This is a genomic window from Pseudomonas sp. P8_241, from assembly GCF_034008315.1.
Lineage (GTDB): Bacteria > Pseudomonadota > Gammaproteobacteria > Pseudomonadales > Pseudomonadaceae > Aquipseudomonas.
In genome coordinates, this window is sequence record NZ_CP125377.1 from 2,342,476 (window position 1) to 2,367,957 (window position 25,482).

The window sequence follows — 25,482 nt, forward strand, 5'->3', positions numbered from 1 at the left end:
GTTGTCATACATTGGTCTGATGGGTTTAACCCCCTAGCTTTCTGGCAGACCACCCCCTGTCAGACAATGATGAAATCCTGAGTGGTTTCCCCAGCGTGGTCTGAGACTGTCTGATGCTGCGTATGGGAAGGTTCAACCGAGCGGGAATGTCACCATCTCACCCGGCTTTATCGTTGTTCCTGTGAGCCTTACTGGGCATAACTGAATTGCACTTTGTTCCAGTGACGTTTAACTGTAGCAATGCCGATCTTGAGGTCAGCGGCTACTTCAGCCTGTGTCATGTCCTTTGCTTTGAGACGTTGTACGGCAGCGGTTGTGTCTGTTGCTTCTGGTCTGCCCAACTTCTTACCTTCAGACTTTGCACGCTGTAATCCTGACTGCGAACGTTCAATCAGCAGGTCACGCTCAAACTCTGCTACGGCACCTAGAACCTGCATTGTCATCTTGCCCGCTGCACTGGTCAGGTCTACGCCACCAAGGGCTAGGCAGTGAACACGGATACCGTTAGCAGACAGATGTTCAACAGTCTGACGTACATCCATTGCGTTACGGCCTAGACGATCCAACTTAGTTACGATCAGCACGTCACCCGATTCCATACGTTCTAGGAGCTTCTGGAAGCCTGCACGCTCCTTTGCAGCGACGCTACCCGACACAGTTTCTTCCACTACCCGACTAGCCTGTACATCGAAGCCAGCGGCTTTCACTTCCTGCACTTGGTTTTCAGTGAACTCGTTTCGGAGCTGATCGAGGTACGTTCAATCGCTAGGCCAATCACCCGCCAAAAGTGCGGGCGTCCTGCTTCGGGCTGGAGTGCTACGCCTGTCTGGATTTAACCCACATCTTCAGTACTCAAGCTTGTGAGTAAAAGGTGAGAAGAGGTGGTTTGGGCGAAAATGACAGCAGCGTTAATACGTGTATAAGGTAGCCATCCGGTGGGGCAGATGGCGTTCCAGTCAAGCTTTAGTTGCTCCAGCGATGGAGGTTTTTCCGCTCCCCGAGAAGGAACAATTTAGCTTACCTTACTACTACGTCGCTGGGATTTTCCACCGCAGTTTTAGTGAGTCTTCCGTATCTTCTTTTCATGCTATCGCATGCATCTCGTACCTTACGCCTCACAATGTGCTCCGGCAGATTCTGATTGGCTTCTCGGGCTTTATTTGCAACTTGTATCAATTCTTTCGGCATATACTCCGCTGCATCAGCCTCCAAAAACAACGGCAACAACTGCTCCTGATTTCTATCTATTTTGTTTCTGGATGGACCAAAAGCTATAGCGTTTGCCAAAAAATCTAGAGACATTAGTGGAGAGCTTGGAGGGCGAGCTAGCTCAGCTTTAAGACTTGCTCTAATTTTCCATGCAACGCTATCAATTGTAAGCCACCAGTGCTTGTATCCGAGTTCAGATGCTTCTTCATTTTTTCGGAGGCCGAGAACCCCTAAGTAACTTTCAACGTCATGCCTGACCAATGCTTCAGTTACAACGTTGTCACTATTTGCTGAGTCGCGTCTACGATACTCATGGGCTTCTTGCCACAGCCTTTCTACACTTGCCCTTGTTTCTGGCTCAACATACGCTACCGCCTCAGCCAAGGATTCCACCTCAACATTGAATAATCGCTTCAGGTATTCCTCAATGTCATCCTCCGGCCTGTTTTTCCCATGAAATATTTCAACCATCGAACCAAATTTTCTTGGATCATACCCTTGTTCTATATAGTGATAATATAAATATGGAATACGGCCTTCCCACAGATTAGGCGCTCGATTTGAACAAGTCATTGATATATGAATGTGTTGAAGCAGCTCGCGCACTACCCCCTCAGTCACACGTAACTCTATACCAGACTCATTTAAAGCAGACACAGTCTTCGAGAATTTTTTTCCGTCATCGTCCTTTTTAAAAGCTTCCGCTAAAAGCGGGAGGACGATGGTAGTGTCTAGCCAGATCTTTCCGTAACCAAAAATCTTCTTTGTAGCTTTCTGCACATCAGGCGTTTCTTTCAGAAAAGAGTAAAGCGTATATGTATCTGAAATCTTTTTCAGATGACGCCTCACAGACACCTTTTCAGAGGACATTACTCTGGCGACGACGTTAAGTGCAATGTCTGGCAAATGTATGATGCTAGCATCTATAGAGGGGAAATCATTTATATCTTGAAAAATAATATTTCTCAGCAAGTTAGGATCGGCAACACTTATCTGATCGTTGACCACTGACATCGCGAAAGCCTCACCAGACTTAATGAGATAGGCATCTATAATTCTGCATATCCGAAGTGTTACATCAGAGACGTTGCCATCTGCAATCTTGTCGGATTCTTCACGCTCGTTATTAACTAAACTTTCGATCTGATCGTAAAACTCGCGCTCCTCTGACTCAACCTCCGCCAATCTCGTGGCCAACCTTAAGACTTCCTCATGCTTTAAACAGAATCTATCTTCCTTGGGCCAGTAACTTATAATTTTCTTGCTAAGCTTCAACAAGGCAGCATCTATATTTCGCCGAACTTCAGCCTCTGCGGTGGAAGGCATGTACTGAAATACTTTTTGATAGATCTCATCCCGAGTCAGTCGAGCTTTATCATTGCTATTTCTTAATGCCGCCCTAACCAACGACTCAAATACAATCTTGGTTAAACCCTTGTCCGTAGCCTCATCCTCCCACTGCATACTCAAATAGGTTAATGCAGCTTTGGATTCCAGCGAGGTTAATGCAGGACGGCTTTTCTCTATAATCTTCTCACCTTCCAATATCGGAAGCGCGATTATATTAACTAATACTTGTGCAGATGCATACCTAGCATCGTCTGACTCGAACCTTTCCAGAAACCAATTTTTGTCTCTGATATCTAGGGAGATGCCTTTTTGCAAACATTTTTGTTTAAGAGCGTCACCATTAGCCCCTATCAACTGGTTTGTTAGATATATCAAAACTCTGATGCTATCAAAGCCTTCCTCTAGCCTCTTAATAGTACGCATAACCTTTGCGTCCCAATCCTTTGAGACCGAATACTGGGTGGCGACATAGGTGTTTCCATCGTTAGAAAAGAGCTCTGAATCACGCCCTCCATCACCACTTGGCGATGCCATCGTCCTCAGCGAGGAGAATTCAGAAGCGAGAAACCCTGAGCAAAGATTCTCAAAGTACTCCCAATCAGAAGCTTTAGTATTATTCAGGGCTAACTCGAACAACTGCCGGTTCATCAACCAATCCTTTTGATTGTAGATTTTACGTTTACCAGTGCTCATAGCGCAGGCTCACCGTTGGCAATGAAAATACTAAGACAACTGCTTTGTCTTGAAAGCGTGGCACATCCGAGACATTTCATTGCTCCACCATGCTAATTTAGATAGCCAGAGGCCACCACAAAAATTCCAGTTTTCGCCAATGCTAGCTCCGGCTAAATCTCTCCTAACCTAGAGCCACTGTCTATCAGTTGGTTCGCCCTGCTCACAAAAGACTGTAAAATACTTTCACACGATGCCAGGTAGCTAAGTCGAAAATAGAGACAGCAAACCCGCCCCCCCTGTTGAGATGAACCCAATCACCCTTACCTATTGGGGTAGAATAGCCTGCATTTTTGAGCTTCAAGGTAGACATTAGGTCGTGTAGTGCCATCAAGCGTCTGAAGACGCTGATCCCCTAGTAGGCTTGCTTTTACCCACGACACCTCTGCTTGACGGCCCCGTCAAAAGGCCTGCTCTGCGCTCTCCGATTCATCAAATGGAGGGCGCGATCATGATGACTAAACTTGCGGGTGATCCGGACTGCTATCGAGCCATACTTAAATTTTTTCAGTTTTGCTCCTACCCGTCGTGGAATTACCCTCGATCTGCAGAAGGACAATCAGAGGGGATCTAAAGAAATCGGCTGAAAATCGACATGGGCTGGGTCGAGATCAAGAGCCATTCCCGTGCCTCCTCGCTGTAATCGGCTCAAAATATCGCGGGTACCGTGCCCCCCCGTGGGCGGATGTCACGCTGGTTAAGCTTACAGAGTCAGCTCCCTCTTGACCCGGTACACGGTTGCAATCCCGACGTCCGCGATCTTGGCGACTTCTTCCACAGGGTTTCCATTCCGCTTGAGCAAGCCCGCTACTTTGTCCCACTTCGCTTAATTACGCACCTTGCCCGCTGGCTTCCACTCAGGTTCCGCAGCCCGCTTGTTCTCCAGACCTTCCCGAGTCCGCTGCACTCGCTTCTCTTGATCGAGGCGTGTCATGGTCACCCTCAAGTCTGGGTCTTTGATAGCGCCTCTTGCCTCAGCTTCATAATTCCAGCGGTGATGGCGAATGAACTCACGTCGAGCGTATTCAGTACCGCGATGGCGTTGTTATGTGCTTCGCTTGAGCCGCTGAATTTAGCCATAAGGCCATTTCTTCAATTGCTGCGGCTAAGGCGTGCTGATTGTGAAGTAGCAAGGTCAGCACGTCAGCAGTGGCGATTTTTGAATCTAAATGGTCTACATGGCTATCGTCCTTGAATGATGGTGCGGGAATCCTATTTCATCTCGCCGCTGGGTGAGGCTCGGTGCGTAATTGCTCAGACCAGCCCAATTGTTGTGTTCGACATGACCAGTCCTTTGGACCGGATTGCCTGCACGCTTGCTGGTAATGACCGGCAGAAGACGACCCAACGCTGACCTTCGTAGGGGGCCAACTATCTGCCAATGGTGGTGACTCGCGACGTTGTAAAATCGACCTAAACCATCTCATAAAGGGCTGAGTTAAAAAAGCTGGGCGTCAATGATGGCAATTTAGCATTATTAAGTAGCGAAGCTGTACTTGCCTGGATTAAGATCAGTAGAATCGTGGGTACACAGGAATATCATGGCGTATTCCAGCAAAGCCAGAAACATTCAGAACCCGCATTTTTCGAACAACATAAGGCGGATCATCATGGATCGACACTTGTACAATAAAGACGAACTTTTTGAGTTTGGCCCATTTAATGGCTCCGCAATTTATTCAGCTCGACAAACAATACTCATACCTGGAGATAGAATCCAGGTTGTTTCTGGCTCGGCCACTAAGCCAAAGCGATATTTCTATCATGGATCTTACAAATATGTTCAAGAGATTGAGAGCGATAAGGCTGGGCGAAGAAAGTATACTGTTACCCCTATTCAGCCCTTGATCCCGCCCATTGAAATAACTCGAGAAATTCTTCCCGCAGGTGATACTTTCAACACATTTATTGGCAGCCGAACTACGTCGCTAGGCAATGTTCCGCATGCTTACAGCGAACTATATCTGCATCTGATAGATGCAAGTGGTCAGTATAAAGAAGAATTAGAGTGTGATGTCGAAAAAATTGCGAACTCAGCAGACTTCCACTCCAAGACGAGTATTGTTCGGGAAATGCTATGCCGTCTCGGACAAGGGCAGTTCAAGAAAAATGTCATGCGAGTCTGGGGGTATAAAAGCTGCGCTCTTACTGGAATAGACTTGCCGGAGATGCTGATAGCATCGCATATCAAACCCTGGGCTAAGTGCACGGACGGCGAGCATTTAAATGGATGCAACGGAATAATCCTTGCCAGTCACATTGACAAACTTTTCGACAGTCATTTAATTACTTTCAGGGAACGCTCTGGACAGTTTATACTTGATGCATCTCCAAAGATTAAAACATTAATCTCGATGAATTTCAAAATCACTCATAATTCACTCCATCTCGGAATGATCAGCCCATCTAATTACAGAGAGGCTTCAGACTTTATGAAGCTTCATAATATAGAGTTTGAACGTAAGTCGTTACGACCTTAAATACGATGATCTGCTTCGCCCATCAGCGGCTTCTGAAATAACGCTAGTGTTTCTGCAGATTTTTTCAACCTGGGCAAAACTCTACTATTTTATTTCTAATGACTGCTGTTGGCCGTTCAGTGTCGGTCGTAGCCACCCAGACCCATCGATACCCCAAAATTTCAAGTCGACATTTGCCCTGGGTCGAATATCGCCTGCCATTTGGCTGGCGAATATCACAGGGTAGATCTGAAGAAACGGGGAAAACTTTGCGAGTGTGGGTCGGTATCAAGCGCGTATACGCTCGTCTATACGGGCCTAACAGCCTCTTTCTAAAATATCGAGGAGTTTCACAGGCCACCCGAGGAACATCGTTTGGACGGCTTTCCGAAGCTGCTGGAATGCTTACTCCGGGGCACCTGTTGCCTTACGTCTTAGCGCTGAGGGACAATTCAAGGCGAGTCATAAGGCGGGATACCGTCATTGGCAGGAATGCCTTCCCTTTGGCCGTAGTCACGCCCTTCGCGTTAAGACACTGTGCGATGCGGGCAAAGGAGATACAACCATCGTACAAGCACGCCTTGATGTGATGAGCGATTGCATCAGCCCGACTGTCAGCGTTCTGTTTCTTCGCCTCCAGTGCGGCGCTGTTACCTACTGCCCAAGCCTTCGCTCGGCCAGCGTCACGGCGAGCGATCTTCCCTTGTGCCACGTTGTCACCGTTGGCGGCGAGGGCTTTCAACTCGGCCAGACCATCCTTCGTCCGCTTGCGAATTTTAATTAGCTCTTCCTCAGCCAACAGGGATTTGATGTTGCGGACAAGACCACTGCCGTGAACGTCTTCCGCCTCAACAATGCTGTATTTCTTTTGCAGAGTGACGAAGTGGGCGTGGTCGCGGGTAAGTCGGTCAATACGGTGTACGACTACCGGGCAATCCAGCCTTTTCGCCATCGCCAGAGCTAAGCGGCATTGCGGTCGCTCCTGCGGGTCGATGGAACCTGACACGCCTTCATCAGTGAATTGGGCGACGATCTGCCAGCCGTGCGTCTCAGCGGCGATTTGGATAGCAGCGAACTGACCAGCTACCGACAGGCACTGATCGTCTGTACTCATCCTTGCGTAAGCCACTACCTGCTTCATGTTCTCGTCTCGTTATCAGGTGTTCGCAAATCTTAACATATTGTTGATGTTCGACAGCGAAGTGTTACAGCGTGTTGTTTGGGGTTGCTGGCCTGCTCCAGCTCGATGCAGGGGCATTGGTAAGGATGTGTACAGGCCGTTGTGGGTAGCCTGACCTAGGCCGCGTTCTAGCCGATCCAGCAACGCCGCCCCCGCTGTAGTGGAGGTCTGGCAATTCGTAGTGCTGTGATGGAGCGGGTGTGCGGAAATCTGCCGCTACGGCGAGAAAACCACGTGTCGAGGGGGCTTTGCTTGACCTGGCTGTAGCGTAAACCCCAGAAACAGCGGCTTTGGCGGGTATAGGGTGGTGTTGGGGGTGTGAGCGACGCCTGCGAGTGAATAGATATTGGTTAGTTTTTAATCAGCTAACTGCAAGGTGACTGAAGGGAGGTCGAGGTGCTTCACTTGCTGAGAACAAGGGTCTCCACATCGGCGATGAGTGCAGATGGCTGGCATTTCAAGGCAGCGGCAAGCTTGAAGATGATGTTGATGGTCGGTTGATTGACGCCTCGTTCGATGAGACTTACGTAATTCCGCTGAACATCGGCCTCCAGTGCCAGTTGCTCTTGTGTCAGCCCTGCAAGCTTCCGTCGCTCGCGAAGAACCCTACCGAATGCCAACCCTGCGTCCAAGCCGTAACCCCCTGAGTGAGGGGTGAACTGTCGTTCCCAGGGCTTACTACGTCTTCACAATATACTGTGAATATTCTGTTCTACATGGCACCATTCTCTCTATCGCTATTGGCATTTGCGGTCTGCCTGAGGGCCAGACTAGAGCCATCGTGTGAGCTAGTTAAATTGACTACATACACCCAGGGAGCTGCGAGATGAACGAACAGAAAGGTACATCCCCATATGTCGCTGATTGCGAAGGTGAAGCCTTATACGCCAACCCATCAGCCTTTATGGAGCTGAGTCGGTTGAATCGAACGAATCCACACGCTGTGTCAGTCATGCTTACGCTGATGTCGATCATGGGTGGCAACGGAGTTGTACAGACTACTCAGGCGAAAGTGGCCAAACACTGCAACTCCACATTGCAACAGGTCGAGAAGGCCATCGCCGACCTTGCGGATGCCGGTTGGATTATCTCGGTAGATGCGAGCACCGAACCTGGAGGTCCTCTGGTGTGCTTTGTAAACCCTGACCTGGCCAAAGCGGAAAAGCCTGACGAGCAGATGTAAACCAACTCACGGCTCCATGGTAGAGAACTGACTGATGACTGATCAAAAATCACCCAAAGATCAAGCTGTACATGTTCCACGGTATGCGTTTGAAGTCATGGCTGCTCGTACAGCGGTGGACGAGGACAAAGTGGCGGTGATGCTACTTTTGCTTATGCGAATGGACGGTAACCGTGCAGTGCGGGTAGGCACGTCTCTGCTGTCTGATTTTCTTACGCTCAATATTGAGCGGGTGGAGTATGTGATCTCAAGCCTCATCAAGAATGGCTGGGTAGAGTCAGTTGATGATCGTGCGATGCGATCCCGCGTCCTCGATTGCGTTGTACACCCAGCATTCATTCACGCAGACTTCGATACGCTGATGAGGGTGGTAAGCTCGCGCATTTTGTAGGTTGTCTGAGTCAGGGATTGGCACCGAGTTGTCCCAAGCCCATCTCTGCATGCTAACGATCACATCTGGACGTTAACTTGCGTGGGATGGGCCATCCCTAGCCCACCTAGATGGGCTAATTTAACGAATCCGTTCTGCCTTTGCTGACGCCTTACTCATAGGTAACCCTGCACGTTAGTGATCAGTTCGTTCGGGTCCCTTATGCCGCTCGGCATGGTTAACATCAAGATCAAGAGCAGGGTGGTGGCTGAGCCCCCTATCCACCCTGCTGAATAGAGTTGTTCTCTTGCCTCGCGGCGTAAGCGTGTAATCGGTGGGGTAGGGGCAGACATACCCCACACGCTTTTGATCTGAACCCTGTAGGTAAGTGGTGACTGACAGTCACGGATAACTGACTTCCAAGTCTGTAGCCTCCATTATTCCTACCTGTGCCTCAGGGCACGATTAACAACTGTTTAAGTTCCCAGGGAGGAAAGGGGGTTGACCCCCTCCCGCTCTTGCTCTTGCTCTTGCTCTTGCTCTGAATTGTGCGGGAAGTACTGGTGCCCACAGGCACGGATTTATTATTCCTCTTGGGTTGCTCGATCGTGGCTCACGCCACAAGTTATTAAGCAAGGTTGAGAGCAAAAGCAAAGCGGGGAGGGCTGTCCGCCCCATCTCCCCCTTAATCCTATAGAGTTGTCATCCGTGCTTGGTGGCACAGGCTATTGTCAGTGACGGTAACGTCACAAGGGATCCATTTTTAAAGTTATCTGCATGGGGGTGCTAGCCTCTAATTGTGGAAAAAATCTCTTAAAGAATCTTTAAGAAGAAATTTCCAACTAAGAAGAAATTTCCAACTGGTCTGCTTGCTGCAACTGTCGGTGCGAGCTGAGCCAGCTACTTACCGTTCTCGGGGTCTTCCCGACCTCTTTGGCGATGTCATCGATGTCGTACTTCTGCTCCCAAAGGCAGATGGCCTTCTGTTTTAGACTTTCTCTCTTAATTCTTGAGGCAGACTCTGGCGCTATGTAATCCTCAGATAAAGCTTCGTTGATCTCGCAATTGCCTATCTTTTCTGCGAGGAAGTTTGCGATAGCTAGGTCTTGCACAAATAACAAGATATTGGATAGGCTTGTTCTTGACCTCAGGGCAGTTCTGCAAACAGATTGAAGGGTGGACTCGTAGAGTCGTTCATACTTAACTGCTTCCTTGATTTCATTGGGGGTTACTGTGCTCTCGACAGAGAGTAGTTCTGCAAGTGTATTCAAACTCCTGATTTCGATTGGGGTTATGTTGCCGTGCTGTAGGCAAATGGCAATGTTATATTCGGAATACTCGTTGATGCCCCTGTTGTCGATGGGGATGAATTTTATATTGCTATCGTCATGGCCTTGTGGAATTGGAAGTTCAGGTTTGCACCACTGATGTGCCACTAGAATTGATTTCCTGTTTCCGATAATTCTAAACACATCGACTTTCAGCCATGCATCTAGTAGACAATCTTCTTGATAGTCTGGAAAAAACTTGCCTGCCTTCATAAGTGCTGCGCTTTTAGAGTAAGACCTGTTCCTGAAGAAAGGGTGTATCTCTACCTTGTTTCCATACCCAGGAAAATCTATGTTTGCCTCGATGGGGCGAATGCACCATCCTGCTCCTTTCAGAGTAACCCCAAGAAGCGTTTTTTCTACTTCCGCCCCCATGATCACCGCTTCCTCTGCTGCATCGAATGCAGGGATGTAGTGTTTAATACCAATGATTCTGACGGTTCGCTTCAGCTTGGTGTCGAGCTCTCCAACTTCAACAACATACCTGCAATCCAGTAATGCCTTGAGAATGCTGCGTGCATCAGAGGTAAGAGTTGAATCGCCTCCGTTGGCCAGTCCTTCAATTAGCGTACGGCAATCGTCCTTCGCAGTTACTCTATTCTTATCGCCTACTTTGATCACATCGGTGATGCCGCCAAACGCTTTACGGTAGGATAGATCGCTAAAGTTGTGTGTCGAACAATCCCAGGTTGTCGGGACTTCATCTACGTACAGTCTCCATCCATGCAAGGCCTCAGGGTTGATCAGCCTCAGTGACTCGTGGGTACAGATGAGAATCCTGTGGGTGCGGTTGATCAGGCTTTCCTCTAAACACTGCACGACAGAACCTTCAACGGTACTGCTATCGATAGCGTTGAAATCCATCTTCATGTCTCGCATTCGGTTTTGCACTTCCGCTGAAAGAATCTTGGTAGGAAATACAATTACAGAGCATTGATCGTCTAGCTTGGCGAGTCGGTTAATTAGCCAAGATGTTTTTCCTGCTCCTGGCGGTGCGATTAATGCGTGTAGAATTTTCATAAAGGGTTCGGCATTAAAGTGATTAACTGAATTGAGGGCGTAACGATACACTGCCAGAGCTATGAGTCTCTTGTTTAAAGTGGTTGAGGTCTCAACGCTCTGACAGCTTTGATGAAACTTGTCGCTGGGGAATAATCGTTGACAATGTTTTCCCAGATCAGCGAGCTTTTTTTGGTGCTAGGGCAGGCGGTTATCGATGGTTAGATTGTTGGTGTAGGATGATATTAATCATTATTTAAGATGTTTTCTTTTTCTTTTTCTTTTTCTTTTTCTTTTTCTTTTTTACCTGCTCCATCAATTTGGATGTCCGGTCTTTCCGATAGTAAAGTAGGGACGTTAACGTAGGCGTAAGGTGAGGGTGTTGATCCAAAAATAGTTTTAGAAATACGACGTCAGAGTCATTTGCTGCTACCGAAAAATATTCTTCATGTTCATCGTAATCATGTGTTACACCCCTTACCTCCCCGCTGGGTGTGATCTGCAGATAATAAGAAGGACGAGTATAATAGTCATCGGGATCAAAATCGTTGGGTTCAATCAAGCTGGTATCAATTACCGTGGCCCACTGAACTGGATAGAGCTCTCCATGCTCAGGATTAATGAATGGTAGGTTGTCATAGGTAAAGTGGTCTTTGTGGTTTGCTGGGGGGAATGGAGTTTTATTTTTCATAAGGCGATACCTGTCATATCCTCGCAAAGACATCATGGGTTTGCATGATTTGAGAGGGGGCGTGATTTTTTGAAAACGGTTGTCTAAGGTACTTTTATTGGTATGTGCGTAATTGGGTTTTCTTGGGCTTGAAGTTGCTCCGTGGTTGTTGATCTGGGTTTTTGTTATTGGAAATTATGCTTTTCTCAATCTTTGATTTTGCCGTGCTAGACGATTTATGGGAGTATTCAGCCTGCGAATTATTCATCTGTCAACAGCAAATTTTCGAGTTTTTTCGCGCTAGTTTAGTTAGTGTTCTATTTTTCTGGTAGTGCTGATTTAATTAGTGTTCGACTTTTCCGGTAGTGCTGGTTTAATTAGTGCTCGACTTTTCCAGTGGTACTGGTTTAGTTGATGATCAAGTTTTCAATTGGTGCTGGTTTAGTTAGTGTTCGAATTTTTCAGTTACTTTTTGTGGCATAGCGTCCAAATGATGCCCTCAAGTCTGGGGGGGGGCGCGTCTTAACCGGTTTCAATACTGAAACCAACCCACCTTTCGGTTGTGGGGCAGACAGACTTACAACTTGATCTGCGACATGGCTTCCGCCATCGCCTTCAGTGGGCTACGGCTGCCATAAATGCTAAACGTGACCGCACTGTCTTCGTGTCCGGCAATCCGCTTGATCAACGAGTCCGGCACCCCGGCATCCCGCAAGTCGTCGATGAGCGTGTGACGGAAGCTGTGGAACGTCTTTCTCGGGTCGGTGATGCCTTGCTTGGTCTTATACCGACCAAACCATTTCGACGGTGCATGGCCCAGCTTCCCCAGAACGGATTCCAGTTCTGGGAACAGGCGATCTGCTCCTGTGCTCCGCGCAGGCTCAGCATGCTGCAATAGCCCCAAGTCGATCAGGGCCGGGTGCAAGGGGAGAATGCGTCGACTGCTGGAGTTCTTCAGGTTCTGGCCTTCGCGGCTGTCATCGATGCGGATGCACTGGATGCCCTGTTGTTCGATGAAGTCCTCCACACGCAGTTGGCAGAGTTCTTCCAGTCGTGCCCCGGTGGCTCGCCCAAGGAGCGGCAACCAGTAACGCCATGGATGCTTTTGGGCTTCTGCATTTAGTGCAGTCAGATCCAGTAGGGTGGTCAGATCGTGTCGATCAAAGGACAATCGTGCCTCCTTGGCCGATCCAGTCATCACCTTCATGCCCACCAAAGGATTGTCCCCGATGTACCCGTTGGACTTGCACCAGTTCATGAACGCCGACAGTTTGCGTAGACGGTTGTTTACGGTAACGGCGGTGATGGTTTTGTAAGTGGCGCCAGACTCAATCACCTGCCTCAGGGTCTTGCCCACATACTCGGGGCGTAGGCCAAAGTACTGCGGACAGCGACCCAGACGATCTTTCAACAGTCGGGCTTGCTGGACGTCGAATGCTTCAATCGGCATGTCACCCATAAGCTCGAACAAATCTCGCAATGAGCGTTCGACTTCGTGCGTGCTGACCTCGCGCCATGTGCCACCACGTTTTCCTTCTTCTATATAGAGCTTGGAAAGGGTGGTGAGCGTAGGGTCGTCACTGTTCCGCATCACTGCATTGGTTGGTGACTTCCGTACAGCAGGTTGGACCGTTGGTGAGGGGGCAGAGTCTCGCCACTCCGAACACAGCCGACGCAGCGTCTGGGGGTCTGCCAGAGGGTTCTAATGGAGGTAGTTGAGCACTTGCTGAGCCAATGAGCTGGCGAGGAATAATGCAGCCTGACGCTCTCGCAGGTTAAGGCACATACGCAGGGTGTGACGATTCGGAAACAGGTGCTTGGGCAGTCGAAGGTTCAGGTAGTAGACCGATTGGCGGCGGACGATATAACTCATGAGTGGAACACCAAAGTGGAACAGCAAAGTGGACCAATGCTGGTTACACCTCAGATTTTCCTACGCGTTGTGCAACATGTTTTTAAACAATGAAGAATCTGTTCATCAGGCTGGAAGCCCCGTAATACATGGCTTGCAACGATCAGCGAGCATGCTGGCATGCCACCTGGTCAGAGCCGGAAGGCAGCAGCCACAGCGGGAACATTGTGTGCCGGGGTGTGGCTGGTGGGGCCGCCTCCATTTCCTGGGTCTGAAAATCCCAGGCCGTTCTTCATGCCCCATGCCACGCCAGCCGCTCAGTCGCAAACAATTGGCTTTTCCAGAAGCCGCGAATCGAACGCCTCCAAGACAGTGACATGATCGCCGGGTAAGGCCACCAGCTGCATACAGCGAAACGCTTTGTCCTTCAAATGATCAAGAGTCAGCTCCGGATCAATAATGCGATCATCGCTGCCGATAAAATGCCTCTGTGCAATGTTCCTGACGTGTGCAGCATCGCGCGATGGTTCGAGAGAGCCAGTCAGCGGCGACAAGCCATGGCGCTTCACCCACTCGGCGGGGTCCAGATTGCCTGCAATAGTCTGTAACTGGCTGACGTCATTGCGTTGCTCGGCGAGCAGTAGTGCCACCGTCGCTCCCCCCGAGTATCCGATGAGTTCTATGGAAGACGCACCATATCTGCCCTTGACTACGTCGATGACCTCGCTGATGGACTCGATAACGTTTGAGCTAAATCGGGCGTTGCTCCACACCGACGGCGTACAGGCTTGGCTCATGACAAACTGGCAGGGCCTTGCTATGTAAATGCCCGGGTGGTTTCGCGTAGCCAATGCGGCGACATTGAAGGCATGCGGAGAAGGGTCTAGGCTTGGCTGCGAGCTTGTTGCCCATGCATGGCCATCGCCTTCAATGTAAAAAGTCAGCCGATTGCCGGGTTTGAAGTGGGCAGGTGTCAGTGTCTGGATTGGGAAGTGAACGGACTTGATCACCTCCGTCATCGATCCATTCGTCCGAGCCCATTCGTTGAGTTTCACCTGCGGACTTGAGCAGCCTGCAAGCGCCAGCATCATTGCAGCACAATTTATAAGGCTCTTTAGCATCGGTGAGATCCCCTGGAAATGAATCAGCCCGCCAAAAGGCGGGCTGATCGGTCAGCTGGCTTCCCGGATCAGAAGTCGTAGCGCACTTTTGCTGTGAAGGCATCAGCATCGAAGCCGGTCTTCATCAGGCGCTCGTAGCTGCCGCCGATGGTCACGGCGCCCAGCTTGTAGTCGGCGCCAATGCCCGCTTCGTAGCTGTTGCGCGTCGGGGTCACGCCCGTTGCCACAAACGACGTGCCACCCAGGGTGAACGCCGAAGTCGTGCTGGACTTGTCGGCGATCAGGTCGTGGTAAGTCATCAGCTTGAACTCGGGCTCCAGGGTGCCTTTGCCTAAGTCGAAAGAGCTTGCGACACGCAAACCGGCACCGACTTCACCTACTTCCAAGCGCTGGTCGCCGGTTTTCAGGGCTGCGGAAGAACCGTGTTCAGAGAAACCGTCGATAGACAGATTGGTGTAGCGTGCCGTCACACGCGGCTCAACCAAAAGGTTGTCTTCAAAATGGAAGCCGTAGCCAGTGATGACGTTCAGGCCGATCATGTCGCTGTCGTAGTTACCCTTGGCCGTGGTGCCGGAAATGTAGCGTTTCGAGTCGTTCTTGCCTATGCCGTACGACAGGCCACCGTCGATGAAATAGTTGCCTTCGGTCCATGTGCCGTAGGCGGTCAGGGCATTGTTTTCGACGTCGGTCTTGTTGCCGTTGTCGGAGTCAACATTGGTTTTCACGTAGCTGTAAGCCACGCCTAAAACAGTATTGTCGTTCAGCTTGTGGTCAGCGCCTATGGCGAAACCACGGGAGTTGGCATCGTAACCGTCAACGCCCGAACGAACATCCTGGTTGGCATGGTTGGACAGGATCTGGAACCACGCGCCAGTGCCCGACAGCATGTCGCCCGAAGACTGGCCTGCGCGCAGGTTGCTGGAGCGGCTGCTTATCGCATTGTTAACCAAGGTAATGCTCGAGTTGGCAGCAGATGCCGCGCCGCCGTTCACTTCAGGACTCAATTGCTTGGCCACCTTGGCAATTGCTTCAGCATCAGAGCCAGCAGCAATCAGGGCTTTGAGGACCGGGTCGTTCGGGTTGCTGTTGCCTAGCAGTTCGGCAACCGACATGAAGGACTGAGCCGCACCTTGGACGGTCGCATCACCGCCGCCGTTCTCGATCACGGTGCCGGTTTCTTCGCTGCCAACGCTGGTGACTTTGAGGTTCAGCTTGCCGTCAGCGAGGGTCGAGCTGTCGACGGTCAGCAGCGACGAGCTGCTCTTGATCACAACGTTTGGAGCAATGTTCAGGGTTTGAGCGCTGATTAGATTGTAGTGGGCGCCGCCTTGGGCAAAGTCTGTCCCCTTGGCGTTGATAATCACGGTCGACCCGCTTGCCAGGTCTGCAGTGCCGGTAACGGTCAGCACAGGCGTGTCTGGTTTGGTCTCGACGCTCAATGGCAGGCCAAGGGTGGCACCTGACAAAAGGTTGAAGTCGCCGTCCAAGGTGGTGTGTGGCGCCGCCAAGGTCAGCGTGGCGTTCTCGGCGACTCGAAGTTTGTCCGCTTCGATCATGCTGGCGTTAATCAGGCCGTTGCCATTGACCAGAATCCGGTCGATGCCATTAATGTTGCCCACGATGCTCGAAAGGTCGCTACTGCCCGCTTCGCCGATGTTCAAATCTGCCCGGCCATTGGCGCCGTAGATGGCGTAGCTGCCACCTTGAATTAAGCCTGAGACGGCATTGATCTGCAGGCGTTTATTGTCAACCGGTGGGAGGTTGTAGTCGCTGGGGTTCATCGTGAACTGATCAAGATCAATACCAATTGCGCCTCCGCGAATGGTGCCGGTATTGGTGATGCCTTTCTCCGGGTTGGTGAAGTTGACACCGTCCACCAATATACCGCGCCCCGAGAGGCCATCCGCACTGATGCCCTCGATTACGCCAGCGTTATCGATACTCTGGATTGAGGACGAGAGGGAGTTGTAAGGGGCATCATCGGCATTGCGCGTGCTGTCTAGATCCAGGCCGACGCCGCCACCGGAAATCCGTCCATCGTTCTGAAGCACACCTCCAAGCACAGCGCCCGAGAGATGAAGGCCTGTGGACCCTTCACCGACTGCCTGGATGATGGATTGGTTGGTGAACGAGCCGGCCATGACTTGGTAGAAGACTGGACGGGGAGTCTGCTCGATGGTCATTGCATTTGAATCAGCGCCGCTGGCCGTCACCTGCGCCTTATTGACGATATCCCCGTTATAGAGCTCTCCATCATCGGGCTGTCTATTGCCCACAACGACATCAAGCAAATGCAGGCCTACCGAGCCATCTCCGCTACCGGTTACCGAGGTTTTGTTGGTAAAACCTTCAACAAAAACTGCGTTGGAAATGACGCTGCCATCGATGGCATGGGCGGCGGATGCATAGGCGAATGATACGGCGACCGCCAAGAGGCTCTGCTTGAGGTACATGTCAATCCTTAAATGTCACGGCTCAGTAAACAATGGATGGCGCTCGGATTGCCAGCATTTAGGGAAGGCTCGAGTGCCATCGCAAACGGGGGGCGGAATGTACAGAGCAGTTACAATGGATGTCAAACTGCCATTATTCTTTCGCAGCGCTGTAAGACGGCGTTTGTAGGGCTTTTGCTCGGCATGCGCGGTGTCATTCAGTCACGGAAGGCTGCGGCCCCGCTTGTTTTTTTTCAATCAAGTCAGAATCCACCGAGAACGCCATAAACCGAAGACAACCTAGCCAACAGGTGCCGCCTGCCCGGCGATTCGTTTGATTAGCGAATCCTGCACCTCGGCATCCCGCGGGTCGTTCATGAGCGTGTGGCGGAAACTGTCGAGCGTCTTCCGGGGGCGGTGATGCCCAGTTTGGTTTTGTAGCGACCGAACCACTTCGACGGTGCATGGCCCAGCTTCCCCAGAACGGATTCCAGTTCTGGGAACAGGCGATCTGCTCCTGTGCTCCGCGCAGGCTCAGCATGCTGCAATAGCCCTAGGCTGATGAATGTCTACGGCGGTGGATGCTCAGAGTTTGCACCTTATAAGCCGCCGACCGACGTAAGTGCGTTGGCTGGCGGACCGTGATTGATGGGGTCAGTCAATAAGGTGCAAAACATCTTTGACATTGAGATGCGAGTAGCGGGCCACGGATCGAGTGTCCCGGTGACCTGACACGATCATGATCTGAGCGTTGTTGAATCCCTTCTTTGCGACGTTCGTTATTCTGGTGTGCCTGAGTTGGTGCAATCGAACGCTACTGTCTAAGCCCGCCTTCACACGTGCCAATCGCACAGCCTGTGATACGGCATGTGGAGTGACCGTGAATATTTGACCGCACGGGTGTCCTGCCACAGTGGCCCAGAGTTGAGCGAGCTGAAGTATTTCCACTGCGCGGTGGGTGAGGGGGACGGACCTTGTGCCGTTCTTCCCGTCGATCACGTCGGCAATGCGATCCTTAAGATGCAGGCAGTCTTTCGTCAGCTTCAGGATTTCGGATCGCCGCATGGCAGTCTCGTAGGCAAGTTCGACAATGAGTTGCATGGTGGGAGACAGTTTCGCTAGTAATCGCTGAAGCTCGCTTGCACGGACAACCTTATCGGAAGAGCGATCAGGCTTTGGGAGTGCGATGTCGCTGACAGGATTGTGAATGTTGATCAGTAGGCCGCGTTTGGCGAACCTGTAGAAGCGGGACATGAATGCGAGTTGCGTTCTGCATGTGGATGGCTTGACCTTCTTCAATCGCATGATCTTGAAGTCATTGATCATCTGCGGCGTGATTTCATGAATGGGCTGAGTGAAGTGCCTACCCAGATGCTCCACGATCTTCAGTGCGTGGTCGTAGCTGCTTTTTCCCTTGAGCATCGTTTCGCAGTAGGTCATGCCCAACGTATAAATGGTGTGATGCTTGCGATCCATCGTCACGGCTTCGATCTGCTTCGCCCATGACTCTGCTTCAGCCTTGGTGCTGAAGGTTTTCGACTGTGGAGATTTACCTTTTGCCCGTACTTGAGCGTTCCAGTTGCCGGATGGGAGTAATCGGAAATTAGCCATTTTTAACGCCTCATGATGTGAATGGGCGTTCTGTGAAATCCAAGAGCAGCAGGGCTTGGAGCTTGCTCCAGGCAGACCTTGACATGGTGGGGGTCGTTGGTTCGAGTCCAATCGCGCCTACCAAACAAAATCCGCTCTGCTGGGCGGTCTAGAAGGGCTCACCGAAAGGTGGGCCCTTTTTTGTTGTCTTTGAGACTCTGGATATTCGTTACTCCACGACCAACCAACCAACCAACCAACCAACCAGCGGCAGGCTAAGGCTGAGGTCAGTGGTGAGTTGGTAATCATGAAATGGTGGGTGGGCTGTTTTGATGGACGATCTAGATGACTTGATGGTTAGAAAATTTCCGGGTTTTCGCACTCGGCTCAGCCAAAATCAGACAAAATGTGCGTGTCTTTTTCTTTCCAAAGCCTGTGCTCTTCAATTGATAGTTGATAAGTGTTCATCACTTACATAGCGGTCACGGCCTTGTTGTTTAGCTTGGTAAAGCAAAAGATCGCCACGGATAAGCATGGCCTGAATGTTGTCTTCCGGCCCGCGCCAAGCTGTGATACCTATGCTACAGGTGACGCCAATGGTTGTTCCGGCATAGTCGAGTGTCGAGTCGTGCAAGACCTGCAACAAGCGCTCGGCCATCGATTGTGCGCCGGTCAGATCGGTATCCGGCAGTAGGATGAGGTACTCTTCCCCGCCGAGTCGGGAGACCAGGTCATGTTGGCGTACAGTCAGGATAAGTAGTTGGGCAAAAAACTTCAGCACCTCATCTCCCCCGTCATGGCCGTAGGTGTCATTGACCCGTTTGAAGTAATCAATATCCAGCATCAATACACACAACGAACTGGGCGTACGCGTGGCCCTGGCCAATTCCGCCTCCGCCAACGCCATCGCACCCCGTCGGTTGTACAACCCGGTAAGAAAGTCGCGGGTTGCGGCTCTATGCTGTACCCCGTAGGCATCAATCAATTGCCCCGCCAGCCAAATGATCAGCAAAACACTGGCAAGCATGCCGGCCAGCATTAATAAAGCGAGACCATTCCAGCTTAGGAACAGCGGCATGAAATTCGATGTCAGGAGTTCACTATAGAAATGCAATTGCAGAGCATTTTGAGGATCCACTATGTTCCGGACAAAGCGCTCCTCGACTTGTTCCTTGGTAAGCGGTGTGGTGGGCCAGTAGCCGGCTGTGGCAGGCATCAGATCTACCTTGTCGTCGGTGAAGTGAATATCGACATACAAGGGGGCCTCTAAGCCGTGGCTCACGGCGACATGCACGATAAGCGTATCGACAAGCGCCGGTCCGACGGCCGACCGCGGCGGTAGCGGTAACGGCTGTAACAGGGTCTGTGTTTCCCGGATCACTGCGTAAGGCCCATTGCAGCTGTAACCCAGAAGCTGGCGACTGGTCATCTGAATGCCACCCTTCGTCAAACGCATCTTTGGCGCTAGCGGGCTGGGCATCGCAGCCACTTGACGTATGGGTATTCGCAATGTGTATTGAGACAGCTCTTCGCTAACGTCAGTTAAGGTCTCTGCGGCGCGCTGTTGCTCGGTAATGTATTGGTCTGGCAGACACCCGGTCGGTAGGGGGTTTGCCAGAAGCAGTGAATGTCGCAGTTTATGGATTGTCAACTGGCGTACTAAGGTGGCATAGAGCCAACCGCTCCGATGCATCAGCAATATTTGTTGCCCCTCCACCATCAGAGCGCGCTGGCGGTGATAACGGTCGGTCACCCCGATTACCGCAATCACGATCAAGACTGCCCCTATTATCCAGCTCCCAATCTTTACGGCGCGCGCATACTCAATTACCCACCTCATGATTGTCACTCCTACAGGTCATTGGCAGTCTTCTTGAACTTCCGCTGCCTGGCGGGCGCGCATAGTAGAACATTTAAAAATCATAACCATATGACCCGCGTCATGTTGGTGAAAATTATCTAAGGATGAAAGTATGAATGGGCCGAGTTTCAGTCGGCACTGCTCGGAAATACACATCTGGAATTGAAAAATGGTTATGAATTAATCTTACCTCGCACATATTGACCTAGATGATCTTATAACTGGATGCTAGTGTTTTTTGATTTTGCTGGCTGTGAGCTATTTATATGCTCCAGGGACCAAATCATGCCCACTTCAACTCCACGCATTGCTGTACTTGGCAATTTCACTTCGGGTTTTGGCGCCTTAGAACTGGAACGCTTTGCTGATCTGGACAGCCTTTTAGCCGTTTCCGCGTTTGATGTGTTGCTGCTTGACATACCCGGCGCCTCTGCTGGGCAACTCCTTCGTAAGTTGCGTGTAGATACTGCTTATCGGTCCAGTCTAATTTACTGCTGCCGTGATATGGACGCCTGGTGCGAAGCGCTGGGCGATGGTGCTCCCCCTGCTGATCTCCAGGAAGTAACGTCACTCTGGAGATTGTGGAGAGCACGGTTCAGACTCTTTAATAGCGGGGGGGCATCTGATCGATTTGAAAGTCGGGTGCTTTCGTGGTTGTGGTTACACTCCAGCGCAGAAGTGTGTGCACTACGCGATCCAGAGGTGCCTCAGCATTATCGCTACCCATTGCTGGAGATTTTGGCCGAGGATGAGAAGGCCAATACGTTCGTTTGGTTGACACTGATGGCCCAGCAAAACTGGTTGGAGGAAGGGGTGTTGGTTGATCGCATCCGACTCTGTTCAGGCTGCGGTTCGGGTCGTTTGAACTATGTTGATGTGTGCGCCGAATGCCAGGCCTTAGACATTTCACGTCAGCCGTCACTGCACTGCTTTACCTGTGGTCATGTCGGTCCGCAAGAGAGTTTTCTGAAAGACGGGACATTACTTTGTCCTAACTGTCTGAACCGGTTGCGACATATTGGCAGCGACTATGACCGACCACTAGAGAACTATCGCTGCCGGTCGTGCCAAGCATTTTTCGTTGATGCCGATGTCCAGGCGCGTTGCCTGGATTGTGGCTTGGCGCATGCACCTGACAAGCTTCGGGTGCGCGAAATCAGGCACTACCGCTTGTCTGAAGCAGGGCGTTTACGCTGCCGCCAAGGCTTTAACAATGAGGTGGTCGCGGTCAATCACTTCGGTCAACTCAATTTATTGGGAGGTAAGGATTTCTATGACCTGCTCACTTGGCAAATCCAAATCGTACGCCGCTATCAGCAGCCGGCGTTTTCACTGATTGGTTTACGCTTTGTCAACCTGGCCGATACGCTGCTTCGCCTTGGCGAGCACCGCGGGCATGCGTTCGTGGACAGTTTGGTCGATCGTTTACAAAAAACAGTCAGGGAAACCGATCGGTGCTCTCGAAGTTCGGAAGAGTTCCTCTGGCTTATGCTCCCGCACACGGGGGCCGAAGGACTGCTGAGTGTCAAACAGCGTCTGGCGAAAGTCGCCGAGTTATTCTCGGCACCTGAGGTCAGTCAGATATTTCTTCGTGTTGTCAGCTTCACTGCACCCCAAGATTTGCTTGAACAGGAGGACGGCGAATTGTTGTTGGCCCGTCTGGCCAGCGAGCTGGCTTGAGGCTGCCATGAATCCACTCTTTGATCAGGCGCAGGAATTACTCAATCAACTGGCGGGACCAGGTGGTGTGAGTCAATTGTTCTTTGTGCTCTTTCCATATTTCCTGCTACTTGAGTTGCCGTTCAATACTCTAGTGTTGCTGGGCGTGTTGCGTTGGTTCGTGCGACGCCACTCCTACCGCCCCCAACGCAGCCTTTATCAACCGAAAGTATCTTGCATCGTCACCTGTTACAGCGAAGGGATGGATGTGCAGCAGACGCTGTTGAGCCTGTGCGAACAAACCTACCCCGGACACATTGAGATGATACCGGTGGTGGACGGCGCTACTCTGAATCAGCCTACGTTGCATGCGGTACGGAGCTTTCGGGTAGATCCTGATTTGTATCCGCGGCGGCATCTTCGTCCGATTGCCAAGTGGCAACGTGGTGGCCGTGTATCTTCATTGAATGCCGGTCTGGCCCATGCCAGCGGTGAGATTGTGATGGCTCTTGATGGCGACACGTCGTTTGACAACAACATGGTCAGTGCCATTGTGCGGCATTTTGCAGACCCAACGGTGCCAGCCGTGGCTGGCAGCTTACGAGTCCGTAATGCCTGGAGCTCCCTAACCGCAGCGATGCAAGCTCTAGAGTACTTACTCTCGATTCATATGTCGAAAATCGGTCTGGCCGAGTGGAATCTGGTCAATAATATCTCGGGTGCCTTCGGCGCATTTCGTCGCAGTTTTCTTATACAGATTGGTGGCTGGGATACTCACACAGCGGAAGACCTCGATATAACACTGCGTATCAAAAGTTATTTTGGGCGTCATAATTTAAGAATCCCATTTGAACCAGAAGCCGTCGGCCATACCGATGCTCCAACGACGCTCAAGCAGTTTCTAATGCAAAGACTTCGTTGGGATGGTGACCTTTTTTTTCTGTACGTACGCAAGCACAGCCACAGTATTAATCCAGCTCTATTAGGTTGGCGGAGTTTTTTAATGATGCTCGTCAGTGCCTTCTTTTTTCAGTTGGTGTTACCTTTCATCATTCTTGGCTACACCTTAGTAGCATTGTTCACTCTGCCTGGCTCGACGCTATTGGTCTTGTCGTCGCTGGTTTATTTGCTGTATTTGTTGATCACCGCAATATTGTTCGGTGCCTTGCTATTTATTGTTTCCGATCGACCTCGACAGGACTTGCGACTAGGGTTGCTGGTTCCGATTTATCCACTGTTCATGTTGATCATGCGCTGCTGGAGTGCGGTTGCCATACTCAATGAGGTGTTCCGTCGTGGCCATGAGGAAAGCAGCATGGCTCCATGGTGGGTATTGAAAAAAGCCACAAGGTTCTAAAATGCGATCGGTACTGCTGACTCTAACTTTATCGATGTCATCTTTTTCGTTGCTGGCCCAGCCGCTGACTCTTCAAGAGTTGATAGATCAGCAACAATCAGATCCTCTGTTTCGTGCAGGCCAGGCTGATCTTCGAGTCCTCGACGCCGAAGCCAAACTTCACCAGGACCGGGCCGGATGGCAAGTGTTCGCTGGTGCTGGCGTCGGGCATTATGACGAGTTGGTCGCCTCAGACGTGCGCGATGATTATAACGGTAGAAATTTAAGTCTCGGTGTACGCCATCCTCTGTTGGGCAGCCTTAAGCGTCAGCTCGACTTACTGCAAACCAATCAGTACGAACGCCAACGACAGCAATCGCAGAATGCTTTGGAGATTGCTAGCCAGCGTCTGGCATTGCGTAGTGCTTACGCTGATTGGTGGCGCGTGCAACAGGAATCAGCTTTTTGTGCTGCGTTCGTTCTTGCGGCCAGGAAGGCTGGTCAGGCAATTCGTCTGCGTATGGCAAAAGGTGCGTCACGCACCTCCGAAGGCCATTTGCAGTTGGATGAGTGGGAAGGGATTTCATCCCGATGCATGGCGCTGCCCAAGGTCGAAGGCGACGTACGCGAAGATTTAGCTAGCATCAGCATGAGCGGCTTACCTGCAACCGCCCAGGCAGTCGCTGAGCCTCTCGCGCCACAACCACAACCATTGGTTCAATGGCAGGCACTGTTGAATCAGCATCCAAGGGTCACGGAAAAGCAAAGCCTTCGTGATCTGGCTGACAAAGAGCGAGACAACTCCTGGTACTCCTCTATTGATTCCGATATTGCTCTGGCCAGCACTCGGGAGTATCGCAGTGATTCGGATAAAGCGGGCAGCGGTATGGTGGCCAGCCTCAATTTATCGACGCCTTTCGATTTGGTCGGAAACACGCGGGCTCGCCAACGAGTCGCCGACGCACGCTATGAAGCGGCGTCCAGCCGTGTTGAGGCCGAACGACGTTCGTTGGGTCTGGAGCTGAGCAAGGCATTGCGAGCCCATAACAACGCTCAAGCGTTGATCATGCAACGCAGTCAGCAATGGCATACCGCCGCGTTGGCCCTCAATGAGGAAAAGGCTCGAAGCAAGCTGGACGCGAATGGAAATTTCAATGCCTTATTAACCACTGAGCGCGTTTATTTTCAGTCAGGATTCGAATTGATTGCGGCGTGGCATGCAGCCTGGTTGCGTCAGGCTGAGTTGAATCTCTTCACCGAAGACAGCCCACAATTTGCAGCATTATTGGGTGACGAACGTTTGGAATGGTCGCCGATGATCAAGCCGCAACCCTCTGCGATGGCTGCTACCTCAACCTCCGCGGTACGGCGTCAACAAATTCCGGTCGAGCCGAAAAAATGGCTCCAGGCCACTTATGTCTGGAACAGCGAAGCGTTACTTGACCCGATGCGTCGTCAGACGGAACTGCAAGCATTACGCAAAGCCGGGATGCAAAAAATCTATCTCGGGCTCAACGCCCTCCAGGTTAGCAATTTGTCGGTCACTCGCCAGCAGCTTGAGCAATTGCTCCAGGAGGCTGCACGCAGTGGTCTGCAAGTGAGTCTGCTACTCGGCGACCCAACTTGGATTGAACCGCAGCATCGCAAGCAACTGACGGATTTATTGGAAAAGTTCAATGGACTTTCGTTTGCAAGCCTTCATCTGGATCTCGAAGTCGAACAGCTCGGCATGCCGGTCCCCGATCAACGCCTGAAAGACTGGCTCGACACGTTACGAGCGGCATCAGTGGCAAGCCGTTGGCCAGTGGAAATATCGAGCCACCATCGCTGGTTCGTTGCGGCTCAGGCCGGGCACCCCTGTGTGCCGTGTGCGCTGCCGGCAATCGGGGTACGTCAGGTCAGCCTGATGATTTACACCCATAACCCCCAACGCAGTGCGCAACTGGCAGGGGAGATAGCGCAACGTTGGCCAGACCTGCAATTTCGCCTGGCTCAGAGCACCGAACCGCAGTTGCCATCCACTGAAAGCTGGGCCGACGCCTCTGCTGAACAATTGCAACGCCAGGTAGCTGTGTGGCGTAAGCAGCTACAGCCTCAGGGTATTGCCGGTATCGATTGGCAAGCCTGGCGCGATTTCCCCAAACGGTGAGA

At 51.3% G+C, this 25,482-nt stretch carries 16 protein-coding genes and 4 pseudogenes; 6 read left to right on the top strand and 14 right to left on the bottom strand.

All coding sequences use genetic code 11. The annotated features are described in order from the left end of the window. Window positions 1-188: 188 nt before the first annotated feature. From QMK58_RS10745 to QMK58_RS10760, 4 genes and pseudogenes are all read right to left on the bottom strand, one after another. Window positions 189-737, bottom strand: a pseudogene (locus tag QMK58_RS10745) (recombinase family protein); the annotation flags it as partial. A gap of 280 nt (window positions 738-1,017) precedes the next feature. Then, complete coding sequence (locus QMK58_RS10750) at window positions 1,018-3,207, bottom strand: hypothetical protein (protein WP_320396264.1); 2,190 nt, start codon at window positions 3,205-3,207, stop codon at window positions 1,018-1,020. A gap of 787 nt (window positions 3,208-3,994) precedes the next feature. Then, window positions 3,995-4,093, bottom strand: a complete 99-nt coding sequence (locus tag QMK58_RS10755; RefSeq protein WP_320396265.1) for a helix-turn-helix domain-containing protein — start codon at window positions 4,091-4,093, stop codon at window positions 3,995-3,997. A 140-nt stretch (window positions 4,094-4,233) separates the two neighbouring features. Continuing rightward, window positions 4,234-4,502: pseudogene (locus QMK58_RS10760) on the bottom strand (hypothetical protein). A gap of 399 nt (window positions 4,503-4,901) precedes the next feature. Between QMK58_RS10760 and QMK58_RS10765 the strand changes: the two are divergent. Further along, window positions 4,902-5,771 (top strand): HNH endonuclease signature motif containing protein, encoded by an 870-nt coding sequence (locus tag QMK58_RS10765; RefSeq protein WP_320396266.1) that lies wholly within the window; start codon window positions 4,902-4,904, stop codon window positions 5,769-5,771. A gap of 406 nt (window positions 5,772-6,177) precedes the next feature. Here the strand turns inward: QMK58_RS10765 and QMK58_RS10770 are convergent, their stop codons facing one another. Together QMK58_RS10770 and QMK58_RS10775 are read right to left on the bottom strand one after the other, a co-directional pair. Further along, a complete protein-coding gene (locus QMK58_RS10770; protein ID WP_320396267.1) occupies window positions 6,178-6,891 on the bottom strand; it encodes a recombinase family protein in 714 nt (237 codons plus the stop codon). A gap of 440 nt (window positions 6,892-7,331) precedes the next feature. Further along, window positions 7,332-7,562, bottom strand: coding sequence for a helix-turn-helix transcriptional regulator (locus tag QMK58_RS10775; protein ID WP_320396268.1), 231 nt, complete (start codon window positions 7,560-7,562; stop codon window positions 7,332-7,334). 194 nt (window positions 7,563-7,756) lie between these two features. Here QMK58_RS10775 and QMK58_RS10780 point away from each other — a divergent pair, with 194 nt between their 5' ends. Next, window positions 7,757-8,113 (top strand): hypothetical protein, encoded by a 357-nt coding sequence (locus QMK58_RS10780; protein WP_320396269.1) that lies wholly within the window; start codon window positions 7,757-7,759, stop codon window positions 8,111-8,113. Window positions 8,114-8,147: 34 nt separating this feature from the next. After that, window positions 8,148-8,504, top strand: a complete 357-nt coding sequence (locus tag QMK58_RS10785) for a hypothetical protein (RefSeq protein WP_320396270.1) — start codon at window positions 8,148-8,150, stop codon at window positions 8,502-8,504. An 821-nt stretch (window positions 8,505-9,325) separates the two neighbouring features. Here QMK58_RS10785 and QMK58_RS10790 read toward each other — a convergent pair. The 8 genes and pseudogenes from QMK58_RS10790 to QMK58_RS10825 all read right to left on the bottom strand — a co-directional run bounded on the left by QMK58_RS10790 (window position 9,326) and on the right by QMK58_RS10825 (window position 20,246). Then, a complete protein-coding gene (locus tag QMK58_RS10790; protein ID WP_320396271.1) occupies window positions 9,326-10,681 on the bottom strand; it encodes a terminase gpP N-terminus-related DNA-binding protein in 1,356 nt (451 codons plus the stop codon). Between the two features lie 385 nt (window positions 10,682-11,066). Then, a complete protein-coding gene (locus QMK58_RS10795) occupies window positions 11,067-11,501 on the bottom strand; it encodes a hypothetical protein (RefSeq protein WP_320396272.1) in 435 nt (144 codons plus the stop codon). Window positions 11,502-12,057: 556 nt separating this feature from the next. Next, window positions 12,058-13,353: pseudogene (locus QMK58_RS10800) on the bottom strand (tyrosine-type recombinase/integrase). A gap of 296 nt (window positions 13,354-13,649) precedes the next feature. Further along, window positions 13,650-14,453: an alpha/beta hydrolase gene (locus tag QMK58_RS10805; protein WP_320396273.1), complete on the bottom strand. Its 804-nt coding sequence runs from the start codon at window positions 14,451-14,453 to the stop codon at window positions 13,650-13,652. A gap of 68 nt (window positions 14,454-14,521) precedes the next feature. Continuing rightward, complete coding sequence (locus QMK58_RS10810) at window positions 14,522-16,906, bottom strand: autotransporter domain-containing protein (RefSeq protein ID WP_320396274.1); 2,385 nt, start codon at window positions 16,904-16,906, stop codon at window positions 14,522-14,524. 300 nt (window positions 16,907-17,206) lie between these two features. Next, window positions 17,207-17,454, bottom strand: a pseudogene (locus QMK58_RS10815) (integrase); the annotation flags it as partial. 85 nt (window positions 17,455-17,539) lie between these two features. After that, a complete protein-coding gene (locus QMK58_RS10820) occupies window positions 17,540-18,496 on the bottom strand; it encodes a site-specific integrase (protein ID WP_320396275.1) in 957 nt (318 codons plus the stop codon). Between the two features lie 421 nt (window positions 18,497-18,917). Beyond that, the gene (locus tag QMK58_RS10825; RefSeq protein ID WP_320396525.1) at window positions 18,918-20,246 is read right to left on the bottom strand and encodes a GGDEF domain-containing protein; all 1,329 of its coding nucleotides are present in this window, start codon (window positions 20,244-20,246) and stop codon (window positions 18,918-18,920) included. 375 nt (window positions 20,247-20,621) lie between these two features. Between QMK58_RS10825 and QMK58_RS10830 the strand changes: the two genes are divergently transcribed. The 3 genes from QMK58_RS10830 to QMK58_RS10840 are packed head-to-tail and all read left to right on the top strand — an operon-like array spanning window position 20,622 to window position 25,480. Next, on the top strand, window positions 20,622-22,016 hold the full coding sequence (locus tag QMK58_RS10830; RefSeq protein ID WP_053161376.1) for a diguanylate cyclase: 1,395 nt from the start codon (window positions 20,622-20,624) through the stop codon (window positions 22,014-22,016). A gap of 7 nt (window positions 22,017-22,023) precedes the next feature. Continuing rightward, the gene (locus tag QMK58_RS10835; RefSeq protein ID WP_053161258.1) at window positions 22,024-23,352 is read left to right on the top strand and encodes a glycosyltransferase family 2 protein; all 1,329 of its coding nucleotides are present in this window, start codon (window positions 22,024-22,026) and stop codon (window positions 23,350-23,352) included. A 1-nt stretch (window position 23,353) separates the two neighbouring features. Beyond that, window positions 23,354-25,480, top strand: a complete 2,127-nt coding sequence (locus QMK58_RS10840; RefSeq protein WP_320396276.1) for a TolC family protein — start codon at window positions 23,354-23,356, stop codon at window positions 25,478-25,480. Window positions 25,481-25,482: the final 2 nt, after the last annotated feature.